The 21,236-nt window shown below is 71.6% G+C and carries 21 protein-coding genes; 17 read left to right on the top strand and 4 right to left on the bottom strand.

All coding sequences use genetic code 11. The features are described from left to right. Positions 1 to 67 precede the first annotated feature (67 nt). From F1734_RS18870 to F1734_RS18860, 3 genes are read left to right on the top strand one after another with little or no spacing between them, the layout of a single operon-like run. Positions 68 to 394 (top strand): hypothetical protein, encoded by a 327-nt coding sequence (locus F1734_RS18870; RefSeq protein WP_228287067.1) that lies wholly within the window; start codon positions 68 to 70, stop codon positions 392 to 394. Continuing rightward, on the top strand, positions 391 to 1,659 hold the full coding sequence (locus F1734_RS18865) for a hypothetical protein (protein WP_203010888.1): 1,269 nt from the start codon (positions 391 to 393) through the stop codon (positions 1,657 to 1,659). The genes F1734_RS18870 and F1734_RS18865 overlap by 4 nt, the downstream gene beginning before the upstream one ends. 30 nt (positions 1,660 to 1,689) lie before the next feature. Further along, positions 1,690 to 1,857, top strand: a complete 168-nt coding sequence (locus tag F1734_RS18860; RefSeq protein ID WP_162919327.1) for a hypothetical protein — start codon at positions 1,690 to 1,692, stop codon at positions 1,855 to 1,857. Here F1734_RS18860 and F1734_RS18855 read toward each other — a convergent pair. Beyond that, entirely contained in the window at positions 1,830 to 2,675 is an 846-nt protein-coding gene (locus F1734_RS18855) for a dienelactone hydrolase family protein (RefSeq protein ID WP_040272368.1), read from the bottom strand. The genes F1734_RS18860 and F1734_RS18855 overlap by 28 nt on opposite strands. Before the next feature lie 98 nt (positions 2,676 to 2,773). Here F1734_RS18855 and glmS point away from each other — a divergent pair, with 98 nt between their 5' ends. From glmS to tsaD, 8 genes are read left to right on the top strand one after another with little or no spacing between them, the layout of a single operon-like run. After that, on the top strand, positions 2,774 to 4,639 hold the full coding sequence (gene glmS / locus F1734_RS18850; protein ID WP_017679652.1) for a glutamine--fructose-6-phosphate transaminase (isomerizing): 1,866 nt from the start codon (positions 2,774 to 2,776) through the stop codon (positions 4,637 to 4,639). A 20-nt stretch (positions 4,640 to 4,659) separates the two neighbouring features. Beyond that, positions 4,660 to 6,108: a bifunctional ADP-dependent NAD(P)H-hydrate dehydratase/NAD(P)H-hydrate epimerase gene (locus F1734_RS18845; protein ID WP_040272370.1), complete on the top strand. Its 1,449-nt coding sequence runs from the start codon at positions 4,660 to 4,662 to the stop codon at positions 6,106 to 6,108. 58 nt (positions 6,109 to 6,166) lie between these two features. After that, positions 6,167 to 7,351, top strand: a complete 1,185-nt coding sequence (alr, locus tag F1734_RS18840; protein WP_010595575.1) for an alanine racemase — start codon at positions 6,167 to 6,169, stop codon at positions 7,349 to 7,351. Next, positions 7,348 to 8,406, top strand: coding sequence for an alpha/beta fold hydrolase (locus F1734_RS18835; protein ID WP_010595574.1), 1,059 nt, complete (start codon positions 7,348 to 7,350; stop codon positions 8,404 to 8,406). The genes alr and F1734_RS18835 overlap by 4 nt, the downstream gene beginning before the upstream one ends. Further along, positions 8,399 to 8,884: a tRNA (adenosine(37)-N6)-threonylcarbamoyltransferase complex ATPase subunit type 1 TsaE gene (gene tsaE / locus F1734_RS18830; RefSeq protein WP_010595573.1), complete on the top strand. Its 486-nt coding sequence runs from the start codon at positions 8,399 to 8,401 to the stop codon at positions 8,882 to 8,884. Before F1734_RS18835 ends, tsaE begins: the two co-directional genes overlap by 8 nt. 30 nt (positions 8,885 to 8,914) lie before the next feature. Then, positions 8,915 to 9,619, top strand: a complete 705-nt coding sequence (gene tsaB / locus F1734_RS18825) for a tRNA (adenosine(37)-N6)-threonylcarbamoyltransferase complex dimerization subunit type 1 TsaB (RefSeq protein WP_017679650.1) — start codon at positions 8,915 to 8,917, stop codon at positions 9,617 to 9,619. Next, positions 9,616 to 10,110, top strand: coding sequence for a ribosomal protein S18-alanine N-acetyltransferase (gene rimI / locus F1734_RS18820; protein ID WP_010595571.1), 495 nt, complete (start codon positions 9,616 to 9,618; stop codon positions 10,108 to 10,110). The genes tsaB and rimI overlap by 4 nt, the downstream gene beginning before the upstream one ends. Next, positions 10,107 to 11,147, top strand: a complete 1,041-nt coding sequence (gene tsaD / locus F1734_RS18815; RefSeq protein WP_010595570.1) for a tRNA (adenosine(37)-N6)-threonylcarbamoyltransferase complex transferase subunit TsaD — start codon at positions 10,107 to 10,109, stop codon at positions 11,145 to 11,147. The genes rimI and tsaD overlap by 4 nt, the downstream gene beginning before the upstream one ends. A 29-nt stretch (positions 11,148 to 11,176) precedes the next feature. Here tsaD and F1734_RS18810 read toward each other — a convergent pair whose 3' ends face one another. Further along, entirely contained in the window at positions 11,177 to 12,697 is a 1,521-nt protein-coding gene (locus F1734_RS18810; protein WP_225223063.1) for an Hsp70 family protein, read from the bottom strand. Positions 12,698 to 13,394: 697 nt separating this feature from the next. On the opposite strand from F1734_RS18810, the gene groES reads away from it, so the two are divergent. Both groES and groL read left to right on the top strand, forming a co-directional pair. After that, a complete protein-coding gene (gene groES, locus F1734_RS18805) occupies positions 13,395 to 13,697 on the top strand; it encodes a co-chaperone GroES (protein ID WP_003938034.1) in 303 nt (100 codons plus the stop codon). Positions 13,698 to 13,783: 86 nt separating this feature from the next. Continuing rightward, complete coding sequence (gene groL, locus F1734_RS18800) at positions 13,784 to 15,400, top strand: chaperonin GroEL (RefSeq protein WP_048773469.1); 1,617 nt, start codon at positions 13,784 to 13,786, stop codon at positions 15,398 to 15,400. 111 nt (positions 15,401 to 15,511) lie between these two features. Here groL and F1734_RS18795 read toward each other — a convergent pair whose 3' ends face one another. After that, positions 15,512 to 15,805 (bottom strand): WhiB family transcriptional regulator, encoded by a 294-nt coding sequence (locus F1734_RS18795; RefSeq protein WP_010595567.1) that lies wholly within the window; start codon positions 15,803 to 15,805, stop codon positions 15,512 to 15,514. Positions 15,806 to 16,305: 500 nt separating this feature from the next. Here F1734_RS18795 and F1734_RS18790 point away from each other — a divergent pair, with 500 nt between their 5' ends. The 3 genes from F1734_RS18790 to F1734_RS18780 all read left to right on the top strand — a co-directional run bounded on the left by F1734_RS18790 (position 16,306) and on the right by F1734_RS18780 (position 18,908). Continuing rightward, positions 16,306 to 17,148, top strand: coding sequence for a hypothetical protein (locus F1734_RS18790; RefSeq protein WP_010595566.1), 843 nt, complete (start codon positions 16,306 to 16,308; stop codon positions 17,146 to 17,148). 121 nt (positions 17,149 to 17,269) lie between these two features. After that, entirely contained in the window at positions 17,270 to 17,848 is a 579-nt protein-coding gene (locus tag F1734_RS18785) for a sigma-70 family RNA polymerase sigma factor (RefSeq protein ID WP_010595565.1), read from the top strand. Then, positions 17,841 to 18,908, top strand: coding sequence for an anti-sigma-D factor RsdA (locus F1734_RS18780; protein ID WP_010595564.1), 1,068 nt, complete (start codon positions 17,841 to 17,843; stop codon positions 18,906 to 18,908). The genes F1734_RS18785 and F1734_RS18780 overlap by 8 nt, the downstream gene beginning before the upstream one ends. A gap of 84 nt (positions 18,909 to 18,992) precedes the next feature. Here F1734_RS18780 and F1734_RS18775 read toward each other — a convergent pair whose 3' ends face one another. Continuing rightward, positions 18,993 to 19,403, bottom strand: coding sequence for a DUF5319 domain-containing protein (locus tag F1734_RS18775; protein ID WP_003938028.1), 411 nt, complete (start codon positions 19,401 to 19,403; stop codon positions 18,993 to 18,995). 276 nt (positions 19,404 to 19,679) lie between these two features. Here F1734_RS18775 and guaB point away from each other — a divergent pair, with 276 nt between their 5' ends. Next, a complete protein-coding gene (guaB, locus tag F1734_RS18770) occupies positions 19,680 to 21,203 on the top strand; it encodes an IMP dehydrogenase (protein WP_029540128.1) in 1,524 nt (507 codons plus the stop codon). The last annotated feature ends 33 nt before the right edge of the window (positions 21,204 to 21,236 follow it).

Genomic DNA, 21,236 nt, shown 5'->3' with positions numbered 1-21,236 from the left:
TCTCCGCCCGGGAACCGAACCGCCGCCCGCTGCGTCCAATCCTCCGGGGGACGAGGGAGGGGGCGCGGTGCGTGACGGAATGGGACTCGACGGCGCGGTGGTCCGGTCGGTCGCCGACGGACTGGCGGACTCGGCCACCGACGCGGACTGCCGTGCGCGTGCGTTCCACACCGTCGGCTTCGGCCCGGACGCGGTCGACGACCGCTACCGGTCCGAGGCCGAAGCGGTGCGGGCGTGCTACGACCGACTGCATCGCGCGGTGGTGGAGTGGTCGGCAGCGACGGCCGCACACGCGTCGGCGCTGCGCCGCGCGGCCGGGGGGTACGCGTGGCTGGACCAGGAGACCGACTCCGTCCTGCGGGGCGTCGACATGCCGCCGACGGCATCCCGGTGACCGGGGGCGAGCGGCGGCTCGACCTGGTGCTCGACGGGGGACGGGTCGGGTTGCGCTTCTTCGCCGAGCATCTTCCGCGCGCCGAGCGGTACGCTCCCGGCCTGCCGCCCTGTTCGCACCTGGAGGAACGCTACGACGAGCAGCGCGGCACGGACCCGGCCGTCCTGCTCGTGGACGCCGACGTCTTCGCCCGGCTCGAGACCGGCCTGGATGCCGAGGTCGCGCGGCAGCGTTCCGGTGTCGACGCCCTGGCGACGGCGTGGACGGGAGGGGGAGCGGCGGGTTCGGTCGACGCGCTCGTCCGCCATGTGCGAGCGGGGGAGGACCTGCGGGCAGGGCTGGGCACCGCCCACCGTGCGCTGACCGACGCCGCGGCCGCGGTGCTCGCCGTCGTCGAGGAGAAGGCCCGCGCGGCCGCCGAATTCGCGGACACGACCGTCGGCGGACGCACCGTCGAGGAGATCGACGCCATCCTGGCCGGCGCCGCGGACGGCGACGGTCCGACGGCACGCCAGCTCGCCGCGTGGGGTCCGGATCTCGACCGCGCCGCCGTCACGCACTGGTGCGCGCGGTGGCGTGACGAGGTGTACCGGCCCGGCGTGGAGGCGGCGGTCGAGTCCTTCCTCGCCCTGTGCGACGACACCGACCGCGCGGTGCGGGCGGTGTTCGCCGAACTCGTCACGATGCTCGCGCCACCGGATCCGGCGGTGCGGGACGTGGGTCCGGTGACCGACCCGTGGGCGCCGCCGGGCGCATCCACGGATCTGGTCGCGGCGGGGCTACGACTTGTGACCGCTGTGGGCGGTCTCACCGGCGCGGTCCTCGATCTGGCCGCGACGGTGGTGGAGGAGGTGACCGAGGCCGTCGAGACGGCCATACCGGCGCCGCCGGATCCCGCACGGGCGCCGTCGCACGCATCCGACTCACAGGCCGGGACCACAGCCACGGAACCGGAACCGCCCACACCCGTTGCCGATTCGGGACACCTCGTTCCGGGGCAGGGCACGGCGGGAGAGGGTGCTGCGGGAGACGGCGCTGCGGAACACGGCGATGCGGGAGTCGGCACGTCGACGGCACCGCTGCCGCCCGATCCCCAGCGGGCGGGTGCGTCGGGTGACGGTGCGCCCCCTGCGCCGGCCGGGATACCCGGACCCCGGGCGGACACCGCCCGCCGGACCGGGACGGCCGGGGCCGAGGGCGCCGACCCGAACCCCGAGCAGGAGGCCGGCGACGGGGTGGTCCTGGCCGAGGCGGGGCCACTGTGATCGGACGGCTGCAGTGACGGGACGGCCGCTGTGACCGGCCGCTTCGAGCGCATCGTCGCCGAGCACCGGGAGGCGGTCGCGTGCCGCCTCGAGACCCTACGGCGCGTCCGGGATCCGCACGAGCTCCCGGTCGGGACGATGCGCGCGCCGGAGCCGGCCGACGAGGAGTTCTACCGTCCGAGAAGCTGGTTGATCTGAGTGCCGAGTTCACGGTCGATCGCGTCGGGCTCGGTGAGCACCTCGGAGCCGGGAAGCTCCGCCTCGGGATCGGCTAACGGCGCGTAGGTCTTGTCACCGGCGAGCCGGTACAGCAGGTATCCGGTGAGCAGCGCGCGGGTGACCTTCTGGGTGTTCCGCTGCGCGCCCCCGACGCCGAGGAAGGCGAGCAGGCGTCGGCCCTCGATCATGCCGTCGTCGGTGGCCTTGTGAACGACCCGCATCAGCACCTCGCCGCCCCAGGCCTGGGCGACGGCGACGGCGTCGCTGCCCATCGAGCCGAGGTCCTTCTCCGCGGCGAGCACGAGACCGGGCGCGTGCACCCGGGCGGCCAGGGCCGAGGCCGGGGGCGACGTCGGAGCCGGGTAGAGCGCCGCGACGGCCGCCACCTCGCGCCGGGACGCGGCAAGCACCGCGGCTCCCGCGCCCATGCCGTGGCCGACCAGGCCGAGCCGATCGGGGTGCACACTGATCCGGCCGGTCCCCAGGCGCACGCCCACACAGATGTCGAGGGTGGTGCCGAGATCGGCGGCGAGCCCGAGGTGCGACGGGATCGGTCCGCGTTCGGTACTCGGAGCAGCGACCACGATGCCCCACGAGGCCAGGTGCTCGAACAGCTTCGAGTACTTGTCGAGGCCGGTCATCCAGCCGTGGCCGAACGCGACGGCGGGCAGGCCGAACCCCTCGGCGGGTGTGTAGACGGTGCCCGGCTGACCTGCGAGAGCGAGGTTGCCGCGCAATACCGTGTGCGGTCCGCGTTTCGAGAGCCGCTGGGCCAGGGATTTCGGTTTCGCCGCCACGGCGTGAACGTTAGCCGATGATCAGCTTCGCGCGTGCCACCCGTCGGGGACACGGACGAGTTGTTACCGGCGGGTCGCGGACCAGTACCCTGCTAACCATGTGCGGAATCGTGGGGTACGTCGGGCACCGCCCGGCTCTCGATGTCGTGGTGGAGGCACTGCGGCGGATGGAGTACCGGGGCTACGACTCGGCCGGGGTGGCGGTCCTGGACGGCGCGGGTGGTCTGGCGGTGGAGCGCAAGGCCGGTCGGCTGGCGAATCTGGAGGCCGAGCTCGACGAGGTCGGGGCCGAGCACTTCGCCGGGACCACCGGCATGGGCCACACCCGGTGGGCCACGCACGGTCGCCCGACCGATCGGAACGCGCACCCGCACCGGGACGCGACGGGGAAGGTGGCGGTGGTGCACAACGGCATCATCGAGAACTTCGCGCCGTTGCGGGTGGAGCTCGAGAAGGCCGGGGTGGAGTTCGCCAGCGACACCGACACCGAGGTGGCGGTGCATCTGGTGGCCCGGGCGTATGCCGAGGGGCCGACCGCGGGGGATTTCGAGGCCAGTGCGCTGTCGGTGCTGCGCCGGCTCGAGGGGGCGTTCACGCTGGTGTTCACCCACGCCGAGCATCCGGGCACGATCGTGGCGGCGCGCCGGTCGACGCCGCTGGTGGTCGGGGTCGGGGACGGGGAGACGTTCGTGGCCTCGGACGTGGCGGCGTTCATCGAGCACACCCGGCACGCGGTCGAGCTCGGGCAGGACCAGGTGGTGGTGATCACCGCCGACGGGTACCGGGTGTCGGACTTCGACGGGGACACCGACGTGGCGACCCGGCCGTTCGAGATCGACTGGGATCTGGCGGCCGCCGAGAAGGGCGGCCACGACTACTTCATGCTCAAGGAGATCGAGGAGCAGCCCGCCGCGGTGGGCGACACGCTGCTCGGGCACTTCGCCGGCGGTCGCATCGTGCTCGACGAGCAGCGGCTGTCGGATCAGGAGCTGCGCGATGTGGACAAGGTGTTCGTCGTCGCCTGCGGCAGTGCGTACCACTCGGGTCTGGTGGCCAAGTACGCGATCGAGCACTGGACGCGGCTGCCGGTGGAGGTGGAGCTGGCCAGCGAGTTCCGGTACCGGGATCCGGTGCTGGACCGGTCGACGCTGGTGGTGGCGATCTCCCAGTCCGGGGAGACCGCCGACACCCTCGAGGCGGTGCGGCACGCGAAGGATCAGAAGGCGCGGGTGCTGGCGGTGTGCAACACCAACGGCGCGCAGATCCCCCGGGAGGCCGACGCGGTGCTCTACACCCGGGCCGGGCCGGAGATCGGGGTGGCCTCGACCAAGGCGTTCCTGGCGCAGGTCGCCGCGAACTACCTGGTGGGGTTGGCGTTGGCGCAGGCCCGCGGCACCAAGTATCCGGACGAGGTGGCCCGCGAGTACGCCGACCTGGCCGCGATGCCGCACCTGATCGCGCGGGTACTCGAGACGGTCGAGCCGGTGCGGCGGCTGGCGCGGGAGCTGGCGTCGTCGTCGACGGTGCTGTTCCTGGGCCGGCACGTGGGGTATCCGGTGGCGCTCGAGGGTGCGCTCAAGCTCAAGGAGCTGGCGTACATGCATGCCGAGGGCTTCGCCGCGGGCGAGCTCAAGCACGGTCCGATCGCGCTGATCGAGGACGGGCTGCCGGTGATCGTGGTGATGCCGTCGCCGAAGGGGCGGGCGGTGCTGCACTCGAAGTTGCTGAGCAACATCCGGGAGATCCAGGCCCGGGGCGCGCGGACGGTGGTGATCGCCGAGGAGGGCGACGAGGCGGTGCGGCCGTTCGCCGACCACCTCATCGAGATCCCGGCGGCGCCGACGTTGCTGCAGCCGCTGCTGTCGACCGTGCCGCTGCAGGTGTTCGCCGCCGAGGTCGCCCAGACCCGCGGCTACGACGTCGACAAGCCCCGCAACCTCGCCAAGTCCGTGACGGTGGAATAGCGACCCCGGCGGGAGACCCGATGCGCAGCTACTACCCGTGTGAGCAGGTGCGGGCGGCGGAGGCGCCGCTGCTCGCAGCCCTGCCCGAGGGCACGTTGATGCGTCGTGCCGCGTTCGGGCTCGCCCGGATCGCGGCGACGGAACTGCATGCGCGCACCGGTTCCGTCGCCGGTCGGCACGTGAGCCTGCTCGTCGGATCGGGCGACAACGGCGGCGACGCCCTGTGGGCGGGCGCGTTCCTGCGTCGCCGCGGGGTCGCGGTCACGGCGCTGCTCCTCGACCCGGAGCGGGCCCATCAGGCGGGGGCCGCGGCGCTGCGTGCCGCCGGGGGACGCCTCGTGCCGGCCGATCCCGGGCGGATCGGTGACCCGGATCTCGTGCTCGACGGAATCGTCGGCATCTCGGGCCGGGGCCCGCTGCGCCCGGCGGCCGCGGCGGTCGTCGAGCAGATCACCGCGCCGATCGTCGCCGTGGACACCCCCAGCGGCGTGGACCCGGATACCGGTGCCGTGGACGGACCGGCCGTCACCGCGGCCGTGACCGTCACGTTCGGTGCGTACAAGCCTGTCCACGTCCTCGCCCCGGCCCGCTGTGGGCGGGTCGAGCTCGTCGACATCGGTCTCGACCTGTCCCCGGCGCACCTGGTGGCGGCCGAGCCGGCCGAGATCGGCGCGATCTGGCCGGTGCCCGGCGCCGACGACGACAAGTACAGCCAGGGCGTCGTGGGCATCGTCGCCGGGAGCGCCCGGTTCCCGGGTGCCGGCGTGCTCTGCGCCGGCGGGGCGGTGGCCGCGACGTCCGGCATGGTCCGCTACGCCGGCAGCGCCGCGCCCGTCGTCCTGGCCCGGTTCCCCGAAGTGGTGGCCGCGCCGTCGTTCGCCGAGGCGGGCCGCGTCCAGGCGTGGGTGATCGGGCCCGGCGGCGGCACCGATCACCAGGCGGCCGACACCCTGCGCGAGGTGCTGGCGACGGATCTGCCCGTCCTCGTCGATGCCGACGGGCTGACGCTGCTGTCCCGGCAGCCCGAACTGGTCCGCGGCCGACACGCCCCGACGCTGTTGACCCCGCACGCCGGGGAGTTCGCGCGGCTCACCGGCCGCCGGCCCGAGCCGGACCGGGTGACGGCGGTGCGAGCCCTGGCCGCCGACTGGGGAGTGCACGTACTGCTCAAGGGCCGCTCGACGCTGATCGCGAACCCGGCCGGGCACGTGTTCGTCAACGAGGCCGGCGGGTCGTGGGCCGCCACCGCCGGGGCGGGCGACGTCCTGTCCGGGATGATCGGGGCACTGATGTCCGCCGGTATGGCCCCGGACCTCGCCGCCGCGGCCGGTGCGCGGGCCCATGCGTTCGCGGCGGACACGGCCGCGCGCGGGGGCGTCGACGGCGCCGGGGCGCCGACGTCGGCGAGTGCGATCCTCGACCGGGTGCCCACGGCAGTACGCCGTCTGCGGGGCATGGCCGAATCGTGACCCGACACCGTCGACCGTGCTGCGGGCCACTTCGCCCGCAGTGGCAGGATCGGGACCCATGACCACGGCCGAACCCCGACCCCGCAACCACCTCCACCACGACCTGCCGCAGGCCGAGGCGCTGATCGACCTCGACGCCGTGGCCGAGAACGTGCGGCGGCTGCAGGAGTTCGCCGGGGAGGCGGCGGTGATGGCCGTCGTCAAGGCCGACGCATACAACCACGGTGCCGTCCCGGTCGCGCGGGCCGCCGTGGCCGCCGGGGCGCGCGAGCTGGGGGTGACGACCCTGACCGAGGCACTCGAACTGCGTCGCGCCGGGATCGACGTGCCCGTGTTGTCCTGGCTGCACACCGTCGACGCCGATTTCGCACCCGCGATCACCGCCGGCGTCGAGTTGGGGGTTTCGTCGACCCGGCATCTCGCGTCGATCGTTGCCGCAGCTCGGGAAACGGGCGTGACCGCGGTGCTCACCGCGAAGATCGACACCGGACTCAACCGCAACGGCGTGGCACGCGACGAATGGCCGGAATTTCTGCAGGACCTGGGCCGGGCCCGCGCCGAGGGCGCGATCCGGCTGCGCGGCGCCTTTTCCCATCTCGCACACGCGGACGAACTCGGTCACCCCGAGATCGACTGCCAGCGGGACCGGTTGCGCGAGGCCGTCGCGGATCTGAGCCGCCACGGCATGAGACCCGAGGTGGTGCACCTGTCGAACTCGGCAGCCACTGTCACGCGTCCTGACCTGCGTTTTGACATGGTCAGACCGGGTATAGCGATGTACGGGTTGTCCCCGATCCCCGAGGTCGGGGACTTCGGGTTCCGGCCCGCAATGACGTTGCGAACGAGGGTGGCGCTGGTGAAGAAGGTGCGTGCAGGGTCCGGGGTGTCGTACGGGCATCGCTGGGTGGCGCCCGTCGACACCACCGTGGCCCTGTTGCCGATGGGCTACGCCGACGGAATCCGGCGCAATCTCAGCGGCCGCTTCGAGGTGCAGCTCGGCGGACGTCGCCGCCCTCAGCTCGGCCGCGTGTGCATGGACCAGGTCGTGGTCGATCTCGGACCGGACGGGGACGGAGTAAAAGAAGGCGATACCGCGTTCTTCTTCGGTGACGGTCGTCACGGCGAGCCTGTCGCGCAGGAGTGGGCAGACCTGCTGGACACCATCAATTACGAGGTGGTCACCGGCGTGGGCGGGCGCACCGTCCGCACCTACGTCGGTGGCGGAGGAGGCGAGCGGCGATGACGCTGTTGGGCAGTCTGGGACTGTTGGGTGCGAGCCTGGCCACGCTCGGCTCGAACGCGGGACTGTACGCGGTGCGCACCGCGGGCCTGCCCGCGCACGAGATCTACGGCGAGGAAGACTTCGATGCGATGCTCGCGCTGCCCAAGCGCACCGTCCGCACCGAGGACGGCGTCGAACTCGCCGTGCGCGAGGTCGGCTCGGCTCTGGCGCCGCTGACGATCGTGTTCGTGCACGGGTACTGCCTGCGCATGCAGTCCTGGCACCTGCAGATGCGGCACCTGCAGGAGCGCTGGGGCAAGGACGTGCGGATGGTGTTCTACGATCAGCGCGGCCACGGGGAGTCCGGCGCGCCGAGGTCGAAGTCCTGCACCATCGCCCAACTCGGCCGCGATCTGGGGACGGTCATCGACACGGTCGCCCCCACCGGCCCGGTGGTCGTGGTCGGGCACTCGATGGGCGGAATGACGACCATCGCGCTGGCTGCGCAGCGCCCGGAACTGTTCGACCAACGCATCGTCGGCGTCGGACTGCTCGCCACCACCGCGGCCGGCCTGACCAAGACCGGCATCGGCCGCAACCTCGAGAACCCGGTGATCGACGGATTCCGGCACCTGGCCCGCACCGCGCCGGGCTTCGTGCAGTACACCCGCGGTGCCGCCAAGGCGATCATCGCGCCGATCCTGCGCGCGGCGTCCTACGGGACCGTGGTCAGCCCGAAGCTCGTCGAATTCTCCGACCGGATGCTGGCGGAAACCTCGGTGCTGACCATCGTGAACTTCCTGCGCACCCTGGAACTGCACGACGAGTCCGCGGCCCTGCCGGTGCTGGGTCGGGTGCCCGCCCTCGTGCTGTGCGGGGACGCCGACATGATCATCCCGTTCTCCGGCTCCGAGGAACTCGCGGCGGCACTCCCGGACGTCGAGCTCAAGCGGGTCCGCGGCGCCGGGCACCTGGTGCAACTCGAATTCCCCGAGGTCGTCGTCGGTGCGCTCGACCGGCTGATCCAACGCGGGTTCGCCCACGACGCCGGCAGGAGGCGCGCCGCAATTGGGTGACGATCTCGCCGCCGGCACGCACACCGAGCGCAGCGCCGAGCTGCCCACGGTCGAGGACACCGAGGCACTGGGCCGGCGCCTGGCAGAACAGCTGCACGCCGGCGATCTCGTAGTGCTGGACGGACCGCTCGGCGCCGGGAAGACCGCCCTGACCCGTGGCATCGCGGCAGGCCTCGGGGTGCAGGGCCGGGTCACCTCGCCCACCTTCGTCATCGCCCGCGAGCATCGCCCCGGCGGTCGCACCGAGGGCGAACCCGTGGGCATGATCCACGTCGACGCCTACCGCCTCGGGGACGGACCGAACGCCCTCGACGAACTCGACGCTCTCGACCTCGACACCGACCTGACCGCCGCCGTGGTCGTCGTGGAATGGGGTGAGGGACTGGTCGAGGCGCTCACCGAACGGCACCTGCGGGTGCGGCTGCGCCGCGAACCGGACTCGGACGTGCGCACCGCCACCTGGTCCTGGGTGGGGTGACCGCCGCGCTCGGCGGTACTCTGGATACTCGTGCTCGTTCTCGCCGTGGATACCGCCACCCCCGCCGTCACCGCAGGTCTCGTCCGGGTGGACGACCGCGGTGAACCAGGGACCGCCGGCATCGAGACGCTGGCCGTGCGGGTCACGGACGATCCACGCGCCCATGCCGAGGTACTGACCCCGCAGATCCTCGAGTGTCTGTCGTCCACCGGGCGCACGCCGGCCGATCTCGACGCCGTCGTCGTCGGTGTCGGCCCGGGGCCGTTCACCGGGTTGCGCGTGGGCATGGCGACCGCCGCTGCCTTCGGCGACGCCCTCGACGTGCCGGTGTACGGCGTGTGCAGTCTCGACGCGATCGCGGCCGACGTCCTGGGTGCGGACGCCGACGGTACGGGGCCGGGAGCCGGCGAGAGTGCCGGTGATCTTCTCGTCGTCACCGACGCTCGTCGCCGCGAGGTGTACTGGGCGCGGTACTCCGGCGGCGTCCGCCTCGAGGGGCCGGGGGTGTGCAGGCCGGCGGATCTGAAGGCGGAGCCGTCGCAGCGGATCGCGGGATCCCGCCCGCACGTCGACCTGTTCGAGCTGCCCGCGCATTCGGTGGCCACACCCTCCCCGGCAGGGCTGGTCGCCGTGGCCGTCGCGGACCTGCTCGCCGGGGTGGAGCCCGAGCCCCTGGTGCCCCTGTACCTGCGCCGCCCGGACGCGGTGGAGACGGCGGACCGGAAGAAGAAATGACCACCCACGACCCTCGTCCCCTCGTCGACGCGCTGCAGCCGTCCGACGTCGCCCGGTGCGCTGAGCTGGAACGGATCCTGTTCCCCGGTGACGACCCGTGGAGCGCCGACGCGTTCCGTGCCGAGCTGGCGGCACCGCAGAACCACTACGTCGCCGCCCGGGACGAGGAGGGCCGGCTCATCGGCTACGCCGGTCTCGCGCGTCTCGGCACCGCGGTTCATCCGGAATCGGAGGTCCACACCATCGGGGTGGACCCACGACAGCGGCGCCGCGGCGTCGGTGGCGCGTTGCTCGCCGAGCTGTTGCGGACGGCCGACGCCTGGGGCGGTCCCGTGTTCCTCGAGGTGCGCACCGACAACGACGCAGCGATCGCGCTGTACCGCCGGGAGGGTTTCGAGATCGTCGGGACGAGGAAGCGGTACTACCAGCCGAGCGGGGCCGACGCGTACACCATGTGCCGGCCGGACCGGCGGAAGGAGTCACAGTCGTGATCGTGATGGGGATCGAGAGTTCCTGCGACGAGACGGGCGTGGGCATCGTCCGGTGGGTCGGCGACGGCACGCTCGACCTGCTCGCCGACGAGGTGGCCTCGAGCGTCGACGAACACGCCCGCTTCGGTGGCGTCGTCCCGGAGATCGCGTCCCGCGCGCACCTCGAGGCGATCGTTCCGACCATGCGACGGGCGCTGGCTGCCGCCGGTGTCACCAAGCCCGACGCCGTGTGCGTGACGATCGGGCCAGGTCTCGCCGGCGCACTGCTCGTCGGTGTCGCGGCAGCCAAGGCGTATGCGGCGGCGTGGGACGTGCCGTTCTACGCGATCAACCATCTCGGTGGGCACGTCGCCGTGGACACCATCGAACACGGACCGATGCCACCGTGCGTGGCGCTGCTGGTCTCCGGCGGGCACACCCACCTGCTGCACGTCGAGGATCTCGGCCGTCAGCCGATCGTCGAGCTGGGCACGACGGTCGACGACGCGGCCGGCGAGGCGTTCGACAAGGTCGCCCGGCTGCTCGGACTCGGTTTCCCGGGCGGTCCCGCGCTGGACCGGGCCGCACAGAACGGTGACCGCACCGCGGTGGTGTTCCCGCGGGGGATGACGGGGCCGCGCGACGCCCGGCACGACTTCTCCTTCTCCGGGCTCAAGACGGCTGTCGCGCGGTTCGTCGAGGCGCGCGAGCGCTCCGGCGAGCCGGTCCCGCTCGAGGACGTGGCGGCCGGTTTCCAGGAAGCGGTCGCCGACGTGCTGACGATGAAGGCGGTGCGGGCCGCGCAGGACGTGGGCGTGGACACGCTGGTCCTCGGCGGTGGAGCCACTGCCAATTCCCGCCTGCGTGAGCTCGCCGAGGAGCGCTGCGCGGCCGCCGGGATCGCGCTGCGGGTGCCGCGGCCGCGCCTGTGCACCGACAACGGGGTGATGATCGCCGCGCTGGGAGCGCATCTGATCGCCGGGGGCGCCCAGCCCTCCGCGCTCACCGTCGGCACCGATCCCGGCCTGCCGGTCGAGATCGCCCAGGTGCCTGCCTGACCCGACGCTGCGGTGATCGGCGGGCGCGATCAGGCGGCCGGTGACGGTTCGATGAGAGGCGGTGACGTGCTCGTCGCCTCCTCCGCCGGGGCCGCGGTCGAGGAGGTCTCGGTCGTCGTCTCGGGTGGTGCGAACTCGGACGGCGGCGCGGACGTCGTCGAGCTCGGTGTCGTGCTCTCGGACGGCGTCGTGCCGGGCAGCGTCGGCAGCGGGACGGTCGGCAGCGGAACGCTCGGGAGGGTTCCCGGCAACTGCCACGGCCGGTCGGTGCCGGGGACGTCCGCAGGCGACTCGGGCCGCTCGCTCGTCGTCGATTCCGGTGTGCTGGGCGGCGTGGTCGTCGCCGGCGTGGTCGTCGACGACTCGGGCACGGTGGGAGTGGGATAGGGCACCGGCGTGTCCGTGCGTGCGTAGCCGTTGTCGGCAGCTGTCGTGGTGACGGCGGCGTGGGGATCCTCGGAGGGGATCTGCGTGTGTCCGGTGTCGGGGACGGCCGCCGCCGGCTGGGTCGTGGCCTGGCCGCTGGTCCCGGCGGGGGACACGGCGGTGTCGTCGGACGCGATCTGGTCGGTCGCATAGCCCGCGACGAGCGCACCGATCACGAGCGCCCCGGCGAGGGCACCGGAGACCTTGCCGCCGGGGGTGCCCGCCGTCGGGGTCGAGGCACCTACCGACGGATAGGAGGACAGTCGTGACGACGCGGCGAGCAGCGCGGCGCCGTGGGCCGCGGCGGTGGCCGGTTCCGGCACCACCGCGACGGGGCCGGCGAAGGCCGAGGTCACGGCGTCGGCCAGAGCCGGCATCGCCGCTGCGCCGCCCACGAGCGCCAGCATCTGCGGCCGCGGTTCGGTGTGGCAGACCCGCCGGGTGAACGTCGCCGCGGTGTCGCTGAGATCGGCCACCATCTCGTCGAGTTCCGTGCGGGTCAGGGGCACCGCCGGTCCGGCGTCACCGAGTTCGATCCGGGTCGTGGACGCCTCTCCGAGGGCCTCGAGTGCGCCCTGACAGCGCACCGTCAGCAGGGCGGGGTCGATCGGGATGCGGCCACGGGTACGGCCGATCCGGCGGCGCACGTGGTCGTAGACGCGGGCACGGACGGCTCCGCCCCCGACGTCCCCGGTCCGGGCCGAGCGCAGCATCGACCCGGACCGTCGGTCGACGACGGAGACGGTGAATCCCGACGCCCCCAGGTCGGCGACGGCGAGGGTGTCGGCGGTGTCGACGAGCCCGGTGCTGTTCAGGTAGGCGAGCACGGCCGTCGTCTCCGGAACCAGATGGACGATGTGGCCGTCGCGCACCGACGCGGAGCGGATCGCCTCCGCGTGCTCGGAGGTTCGATAGGCCACCGCCACCGCGTCGGGGACGGCGTGTCCGTCGATCTGGGTGCTCATGAGGGAGAGGGCATCGATGACGAGGTCGCCCAGGTCGCCGGCGGTCTCGGGATCGGCGGCGAGAAATCGGTACTCGGTGGTGTGCTCTCCCGGCCCCTCGACGACGAGGGCCGAGCCCACTCCGGAAGCGCCGGTGGAAATTCCCAGCGACGTGCGCATAGTTCCCCTCCCGTGCGTGACCGGCGGACAGGGACGCGGTCGAGCCGCAAAGTCACCGAATGGTCACGCGTTCGGTCTCCGTTATCCGAACGTAACAGACGGGGGTGTGCGGGCGCGCGCCGAAAACCGCCGATCTCGGCCCGCCCGGCGGCGCGGCGGCGCGGCGTCCCTGTTCCGCCACGCGCGCCCGACGTCGGTGCCGGGCGCGGGTGGTTCGTCCGTTCGGCCGCTGTCGTCCCAGCTCGGAGCCGTACTCTCGGAGGGCGGCGCGAGTGGAGCGTCGTGGGCACGGGTGCCGAACGGACGTCATCTCGGCAGGGGAGCACCCGCGGCTCGGTTCCGGGTACGAATGGTCACAGTTCGGTCTCCTCGGTTGCGGACGCGACGGGCACGTGCGGGGTCGGCGGCCCGCGGTGGGTCCGGAGCCCGACGAACGGGGTGCACTCGTGCGGAGGTCGCCCGGGTGGGGGCCCGCTCGTCGCGGTCGTGGTGCGTCCGAGGCGACACGAGCGCATTCAGCACCCTCTGCCCTTGAGCGCTGGCACTCGCGTGTATAGAGTGCTAGTCGACGCCGAGCGTGTTCCGGCACCCGCGACGACGGGACTGCGCGCGGAGTCACCGTGGTGACTGAACAAACCCTGTCCGAGGACGACAAGAGGCCTCGGACCATCGAACCCCTGAAAGTGGAGGGCTCATCGTGGCGAGCGTGAACATCAAGCCGCTCGAGGACAAGATCCTCGTCCAGGCCAACGAGGCCGAGACGACGACTGCCTCCGGCCTGGTCATCCCGGACACGGCGAAGGAGAAGCCCCAGGAGGGCACCGTCGTCGCCGTCGGCCCCGGCCGCTGGGACGACGAGGGTGAGAAGCGCATCCCCCTCGATGTCAAGGAAGGCGACGTCGTCATCTACAGCAAGTACGGCGGAACCGAGATCAAGTACGCCGGCCAGGAGTACCTGATCCTGTCGGCTCGCGACGTGCTGGCCGTCGTCGCCAAGTAAGCCGCACGCATTCCGCCCCGGAGTTCCGCCTCGGACCCGGGGCGGAGTCCGTTCCGGATCCTTCGTTCCAGGAGTAGTCGGAGAACATGTCCAAGCAAATCGAGTTCAACGAGACCGCGCGGCGGGCACTCGAGCGTGGCGTCGATCAGCTCGCCGACGCCGTCAAGGTCACCCTCGGCCCGCGTGGGCGGCACGTGGTGCTCGCCAAGGCGTTCGGCGGCCCGACCGTCACCAACGACGGTGTCAGCATCGCCCGGGAGATCGAGCTGGAGGACCCGTTCGAGAACCTCGGCGCCCAGCTGGTCAAGAGCGTGGCCACCAAGACCAACGACGTCGCCGGTGACGGCACCACCACCGCCACCGTGCTCGCCCAGGCCATCATCAAGGCCGGCCTGAAGAACGTCGCGGCCGGCGCCAACCCCATCGCACTCGGCAACGGCATCGGCCGGGCCGCCGAGAAGGTGTCGGAGGCGCTCCTTGCCGCCGCCACCCCGGTCGAGGGCAAGGAGGCCATCGCCCAGGTCGCCACCGTCTCCTCGCGCGACGAGGAGATCGGCAACATGGTCGGCGAGGCCCTGAGCACCGTCGGCAAGGACGGTGTCGTCACCGTCGAGGAATCCTCGACGCTCCAGACCGAGCTCGTCGTCACCGAGGGCGTCCAGTTCGACAAGGGCTTCCTGTCGCCCTACTTCATCACCGACATCGACGCACAGCAGGCGGTGCTCGAGGATGCCGTCATCCTCCTCTACCGCGACAAGATCGGCTCCCTGCCCGATTTCCTGCCGCTGCTCGAGAAGATCGCCGAGAACGGCAAGCCCGTCCTGATCATCGCGGAGGACGTCGAGGGGGAGGTGCTCTCCACCCTCGTGGTCAACTCCATCCGCAAGACCCTCAAGGCCGTCGCGGTCAAGGCGCCGTTCTTCGGTGACCGCCGCAAGGCGTTCCTCGACGACCTCGCCGTCGTCACCGCCGGCACCGTCATCAACTCCGACGTCGGGTTGACCCTGAAGGATGCCGGTCTCGACCTGCTCGGTTCGGCCCGCCGGGTGGTGGTCACCAAGGACAGCACCACGATCGTGGACGGTGCCGGTACGCAACAGGACATCGAGAACCGCGTCGCGCAGCTGCGTCGCGAGATCGAGGCCACCGATTCCGACTGGGACCGGGAGAAGCTCGAGGAGCGGCTCGCGAAGCTCTCCGGCGGCGTCGCGGTGATCAAGGTGGGTGCAGCCACCGAGACCGACCTCAAGGAGCGCAAGTTCCGTGTCGAGGACGCTGTCAACGCCGCCAAGGCCGCGGTCGAAGAGGGCATCGTGCCCGGTGGTGGTTCGGCGCTCGTGCAGGCCGCCCGGGAGCTGGACGCGCTCGAGAACTCGCTCTCGGGTGACGAGGCCACGGGTGTCGCCGTGCTGCGCGCCGCGCTCGCGGCCCCGCTGTACTGGATCGCCGCTAACGCCGGCCTCGACGGGTCGGTCGTGGTGAACAAGGTGTCCGAGGCCCCCGCCGGGTCCGGGTTCAACGCAGCCACCCTCACCTACGGTGACCTGCTCGCCGACGGTGTCGTGGATCCGGTCAAGGTGACCCGGTCCGCGGTCGTCAACGCGTCCTCGGTGGCGCGGATGGTGCTGACCACGGAGAGCGCCGTCGTCGACAAGCCGGAGGAGGCGCCCGAGGCCGGTCACGGCCACGGTCACGCTCACTAGCGAGCCGGGTGCCCGGCCGCGGAGTCGGCCGGGTACCCGGGAACTGCGAAGCCCCGCACGGAACAATCCGTGCGGGGCTTCGTCGTCTCGTGGTGTCGTCCGGCGGGCCGGTCAGACCGCGATCCGCCGTCGTCGGTGCCGCGCGTACATCTCCCGTTCGGTCTCGGACATGCCGCCCCAGATGCCGTACGGCTCGGACACCGCCAGAGCGTGCTCCCGGCACTGCACGAGCACCGGGCACTGCCGGCACATCTCCTTGGCCCGGCTCTCGCGCTGCGCCCTGGCCCGGCCGCGCTCACCGTCCGGGTGGAAGAACATCGAGGAGTCCACCCCACGACACAGTCCGTGCATCTGCCAATCCCAGACGTCCGCGTTCGGTCCGGGCAAGTGGTGTGGTGCAGGCATGGGTACTCCTTTGCAGCGTGCTCGCCCGAGGCGAGCGGACCGTGGGCGGAAGGTCTTTCCCCCCAAAGCAGTTGTTCAGGCTTCGTAACCGTAAAGGTGGCGAGGAAATGGAGTCAACACTTTCGCGGAGTGGCAATTTCCATATCCCGATCTGCGAGAATTAACCGCCGAAATATTTACATCGTGGCTGATCCGTGATTGTGTCCTGAGGGTGTGCGCCTCCACGGTGCGTGCCGTCCTCCGGTTCCCGGAATGGCCCCGATCAGGGACTATAGGCCCTGCGCTGGGTGCCGGAAGGCATCCGTCCGGTTCGCCGGGGCCGAAAATTGCCACGGCGTGCGCATCTTTCGTACCGACACCGTGTCTGTAATTAACAAAACGTAAACCGGATGTTCAACCGGCCGAAGCACGGAAGTAATTGATGCGCCGGCGGTGCATATTTCTCGGAATGCACTCCACCTCCCCGCCGGACGGAGGCGAAGGGGTGCGATCATGGCCTCGTGCCCGTCACCGCCCTGCCGTCCGACACGTCCACGCTCGCCTCGGCGGCATTCGGTGCCCGGCCGGACCTGTTCCCTCTCCCGCCCGGCGGGGATCGCGTCGCGTCGTGGCACCGGGCCGTCGCCCTGGGCGGTCAGGGTCGCTACGCCGCCGCCCGCGCGGAGCTGACCCGGCTCCGCCGCGCCACGGGTCCGGACGGAGCGCTCGCGTCCCTGGCGGCGAGCACCGAGGCGTCGCTGCTGCGTCAGCTCGGCCGGCACCGCGAGGCCGCCGTCCTCGACGGACGGGCGGCCGCGGCGCTCGCCGACGCCCCGCGGTATTCCTCGTGGACCGTCGAGGCTCGGTGCGACGCCCTCACGGGGCTGGCGGCGGACGCGCTCGGGTGCGGCCGGATCCGGCCGGCCGTCCGGCTGCTGGACCGTTGCGCTGCCGCTCTCGACGCCGCCGAAGGCGTGCACGGCGCGGTGTTCCGGCGCCAGCGTGTGCGCCTGCACTGGGTCTGCGCGGAGACTGCCCTGGCCTCCGGGGACTTCGCCACCGCCCGTCGGCGTTCGGCTGCGGCCGCGGCCGAGGCCGAACGCAGCGGCTCGGTCCGGCACCTGGTCAAATCCGATCTGCTGCGGGCCGCCTCGTGGACCGGGGAGTCCGATCTCACGCCCGCCCGGGACCTGTGCCTCGACGTACTCGACCGTAGTACCGCGCTCGGTCTGGTCCCGCTGCGCTGGGCGGCCGCGATGCTGTGGGACGGGCTCGGGGGCGGGGAGGCGGCTCGGCGCGTGCGCGACGAGTCGGCGGCACTCGTCGTCCGGCGCGGTGGGAGATTCGCAACGATCCGGGTCTAGAAGCCATCCGTGCGTCCGTTCCGTCCGGTCGTGTCGCTAGTCTGGGGATGTTCCACTGCAAGTGGAAGCACACCCGGCCGGGGGGTCGTGTCACTTTGTAACGCCAGGACTTGCGCAATCGATGACTGTCATGGGTGAGGAGTTGGACTCCGCTGTCGCTGCGGCTGCGCAGGGAGATCGGACGGCCCTCGCTCAGGTTCTGAGAACCATCCGGCCCTTGGTCGTCCGGTACTGCCGGGCACGGGTCGGAGCCGCGGAGCGTGGCCAGCTCTCCGCGGACGACGTAGCGCAGGAGGTGTGCCTGGCCGTGATGACGGCGTTGCCGCGGTATCAGGACCAGGGACGCCCCTTCATGGCATTCGTGTACGGGATCGCGGCACACAAGGTCGCCGACGCGCACCGCAGCGCCGCCCGCAACCGGGCGGATCCGGTCGCGGAGGTACCCGAGTCGATGTCGCTGGACGACAGTCCGGAGGAGCAGGCGCTCAATGCGGAGACGAGCCGGCAGATGAAGCAGCTGCTGGGCACGCTTCCGGAGAAGCAGCGGGAGATCTTGGTCCTGCGGCTCGTGGTGGGCCTGTCCGCGGAAGAAACGGCAGCAGCGGTGGGAAGTACGGCAGGGGCCATTCGAGTGGCGCAGCACCGTGCCATCGCCCGACTGAAGAAGGAAGTGACGAGAGCAGGTGAGAGAAATGGGTAGGAAGCACGGCGCGGATGACGATTTCTTCGCCGATCTCGCCGACGACGGCACCCCCGTGGACATTGCGGCCGTGCGCCGTGACGACGCCCTCATCGACGCGATCTCCGGGGACGGACCGGTGCCCACCGAGACGACCGAGGAATACGAGCTCGCCACCCTTCTTGCGGGCTGGCGTGCCGAGATCCTGGCCGATCCGCTTCCTTCCGAGCCGGATCTCGACGAGATCGTCGCCGCGGTCAACCGGGAGATCGGTGCCCGCGACGCACTCGCCGAGCGCCGCTCCCGCGCCCGCACCCAGCTCCGCCTGATCCGGCCCATCGCCGGCGCCGCCGCCCTGATCGCCATCGCCGTCGGTGGTGCGACCGCCGTGTCCTACCAGGCCGAACCCGGCGACCCGCTGTGGAGTGTCAAGCAGGTCGTCTTCAGTGAGCAGGCCGAGTCGACGGTCGCCCGGATCGACACCGCCTCCACGCTGCAGGAGGCCGAGCAGCGGCTCGCCGTCGGCGACACGGAAGGCGCGCAGGAACTGATCCAGTCGGCGCAGCAGCGGTCCGGATCGGTCACCGACGCCGGCCAGCGGGACCAGCTGGGTGACTGGGTGCAGCGGCTCACCACCGAGTTGAGCAAGCTCCTTCCGCCCCCGCCTCCGCCCGTGCTGCCCGCGCCCCCGGTCCAGTCGACGCAGGTGATTCCCGCGCCGGTGCCGACCACTCCGACGACCCCGTCGACCGTGGACCCCACCATCGCCGGTACGACACCCGGTACGGGAACGGTCCCCCCGGCGACGTCCACTGAGGCACCCGGCGTCGATCTGGTGCCGCCGTCGTCGCAGCCGGCACCCAGTCCGGAACCGTCCCCCGTCACTCCGCCCCCGTCCACCGGACCGACGAGCCCACCGGTGACGCCGGAGCCCACCACCGCGCCGACCGCTGCGCCGACCACGACCCCGTCGGCGTCGGCACCGGCGCCGTCCACCTCGCTGGAGCAGCAGTCGATCAGCCAGACGATCACCGCGGTGCCCGCACCTTCGGAGTACACGGTGCCCGCACCTTCGGAGTAGACGTGACGAGAAGGGCCCGCCGGACGTGTGTCCCGGCGGGCCCTTCCCGTGGTGCGGAGGCTTCTTCTGGTGCGGAGGCTTCTTCTAGGAGTCGAGGCCGTACGGGTCGACCGGTAGCGCCTCGTTCATCGACGCATCCGCGTAGCCGCGGCAGTAGTCCCATGTCACATAGGCATCGGGGGAGGGATCGTAGGCCGGCTCGTGCGGCCGGACCGTACCGTCGACAAGCAACTGCAGCAGGTTCGCCCGCAGCATGTCCCAGTCGTGGTAGTGATCCTGATGGCAGTCCTCGCAGCACACCACCAGGCCGCGGACGCCGCGCGGCGACAGCAGCGCTTCGTACACCGCGAGGTCGGCAAGATCCTCCTCGACGGCCAGCCGCTCGGCAGGGTCGAGCGGCTGACCCGGCTCGATGGCGTCCAGTGCGGCGGACGGATCGTCGGGATCTCCAGCGAATGGGTCCGGTGGCAGACCGGGAGGCAACTGATCACGCACGACTCCACGGTACGCAGTCCGACGGGGTCCGCGCCAGCCGTCACACCGTGGACTTCCCGCGGACCTTCGTGTACGCGTGCGGATGCGCGTGTGTGCCGGTCCCGGTGAACCGATACGATAGTTCACGAGCAGGGCATCGTTGTTCGGAGCGTCCGGGGAACGGTGCGCACCGCTCGCACCATTGTCTTTCACGACATTGTGTTCCGTAATCACCGATGCCGGGCCGGGGGCCACCCGCCCGCACCGTATCGACGCGTCATGGAGGGTCCGAACCGCATGAGGAGTACCGGAGGGCACGTGCATACCGGCGGTGACGACCCGGACAAGGTCGCCATGCTGGGTCTGACCTTCGACGACGTGCTGCTGCTGCCGGCCGCGTCGGACGTCATCCCGAGCCAGGTGGACACGTCGAGCCAGCTGACCCGGGACATCCGTCTCCGGGTTCCGCTGGTCAGTTCCGCGATGGACACCGTCACCGAGTCGCGCATGGCCATCGCGATGGCCCGCGCCGGGGGTATGGGCGTCCTGCACCGCAATCTGTCCGCCGAGGCGCAGGCCGCGCAGGTCGAGACCGTGAAGCGGTCCGAGGCGGGCATGGTCACCGACCCGGTCACCTGCAAGCCGACCGCCACCCTCGCCGAGGTCGACGCCATGTGTGCGCGCTTCCGCATCTCGGGGCTGCCCGTCACCGACGACGAGGGCCAGCTCGTCGGCATCATCACCAACCGGGACATGCGGTTCGAGGTCGACCAGAACCGCCCGGTCGCGGAGGTCATGACCAAGGCGCCGCTGGTGACCGCCCAGGAGGGTGTCACCGCCGAAGCCGCCCTCGGGTTGCTGCGCCGTCACAAGATCGAGAAGCTGCCGATCGTCGACGGGCAGGGTCGCCTGACCGGACTGATCACCGTCAAGGACTTCGTCAAGACCGAGCAGCACCCCGACGCCACCAAGGACCGCGACGGTCGCCTGCTCGTCGGTGCCGCGGTCGGCGTGGGCGACGACGCGTGGTCCCGGGCCATGACCCTGGCGGACGCCGGGGTGGACGTGTTCGTGGTCGACAGCGCCCACGGTCACTCCGCGGGTGTTCTCGGGATGATCGCCAAGCTCAAGGCCGAGGTCGGCGATCGGGTCCAGATCATCGGCGGCAACGTCGCGACCCGGGCGGGTGCCGCAGCGCTCATCGAGGCCGGTGTGGACGCCGTGAAGGTCGGCGTGGGTCCCGGCTCCATCTGCACCACCCGCGTCATCGCGGGCGTCGGCGCGCCGCAGATCACCGCCATCCTCGAGGCCGTCGCCGCCGCCAAGCCCGCGGGCGTCCCGGTCATCGCCGACGGCGGCCTGCAGTTCTCCGGCGACGTCGCCAAGGCGCTCGCCGCCGGCGCCTCCACGGCCATGCTCGGCTCCCTGCTGGCCGGCACGGCCGAATCGCCGGGTGAGTTGATCCTCGTCAACGGCAAGCAGTTCAAGAGCTACCGCGGCATGGGTTCGCTCGGCGCGATGCAGAGCCGGGGCGCGGGCAAGTCGTACTCGAAGGACCGTTACTTCCAGGACGACGTGCTCTCCGAGGACAAGCTGGTGCCCGAGGGCATCGAAGGTCGTGTGCCGTTCCGTGGTCCGCTGCAGCAGGTCACGCACCAGCTGATCGGCGGCCTGCGGGCAGCGATGGGCTACGCCGGTGCCGCCACCATCGAACAACTGCAGGAGGCGCAGTTCGTGCAGATCACGGCGGCGGGTCTGAAGGAGAGCCATCCCCACGACATCACGATCACGGCCGAAGCGCCGAACTACGTGGTTCGGTAGAGCAGTGGTTCGGTAGAGCAAGAGTCCGCGATC

The sequence above is a fragment of the Rhodococcus ruber genome (genome assembly GCF_016804345.1).
Taxonomy (GTDB): domain Bacteria; phylum Actinomycetota; class Actinomycetes; order Mycobacteriales; family Mycobacteriaceae; genus Rhodococcus; species Rhodococcus ruber.
This window is presented reverse-complemented; position numbering and strand designations above follow the sequence as displayed.

Excerpts from the sequence above, each read along its gene's own strand:
- F1734_RS18795 (WP_010595567.1), bottom strand. The coding sequence starts at position 15,805 with ATGCCTGCACCACACCACTTGCCCGGACCGAACGCGGACGTCTGGGAT.
- F1734_RS18835 (WP_010595574.1), top strand. The coding sequence starts at position 7,348 with ATGACGCTGTTGGGCAGTCTGGGACTGTTGGGTGCGAGCCTGGCCACG.
- alr (WP_010595575.1), top strand. The coding sequence starts at position 6,167 with ATGACCACGGCCGAACCCCGACCCCGCAACCACCTCCACCACGACCTG.
- rimI (WP_010595571.1), top strand. The coding sequence starts at position 9,616 with ATGACCACCCACGACCCTCGTCCCCTCGTCGACGCGCTGCAGCCGTCC.
- F1734_RS18845 (WP_040272370.1), top strand. The coding sequence starts at position 4,660 with ATGCGCAGCTACTACCCGTGTGAGCAGGTGCGGGCGGCGGAGGCGCCG.
- guaB (WP_029540128.1), top strand. The coding sequence starts at position 19,680 with ATGAGGAGTACCGGAGGGCACGTGCATACCGGCGGTGACGACCCGGAC.
- F1734_RS18785 (WP_010595565.1), top strand. The coding sequence starts at position 17,270 with ATGACTGTCATGGGTGAGGAGTTGGACTCCGCTGTCGCTGCGGCTGCG.
- glmS (WP_017679652.1), top strand. The coding sequence starts at position 2,774 with ATGTGCGGAATCGTGGGGTACGTCGGGCACCGCCCGGCTCTCGATGTC.
- F1734_RS18780 (WP_010595564.1), top strand. The coding sequence starts at position 17,841 with ATGGGTAGGAAGCACGGCGCGGATGACGATTTCTTCGCCGATCTCGCC.
- groL (WP_048773469.1), top strand. The coding sequence starts at position 13,784 with ATGTCCAAGCAAATCGAGTTCAACGAGACCGCGCGGCGGGCACTCGAG.
- F1734_RS18810 (WP_225223063.1), bottom strand. The coding sequence starts at position 12,697 with ATGCGCACGTCGCTGGGAATTTCCACCGGCGCTTCCGGAGTGGGCTCG.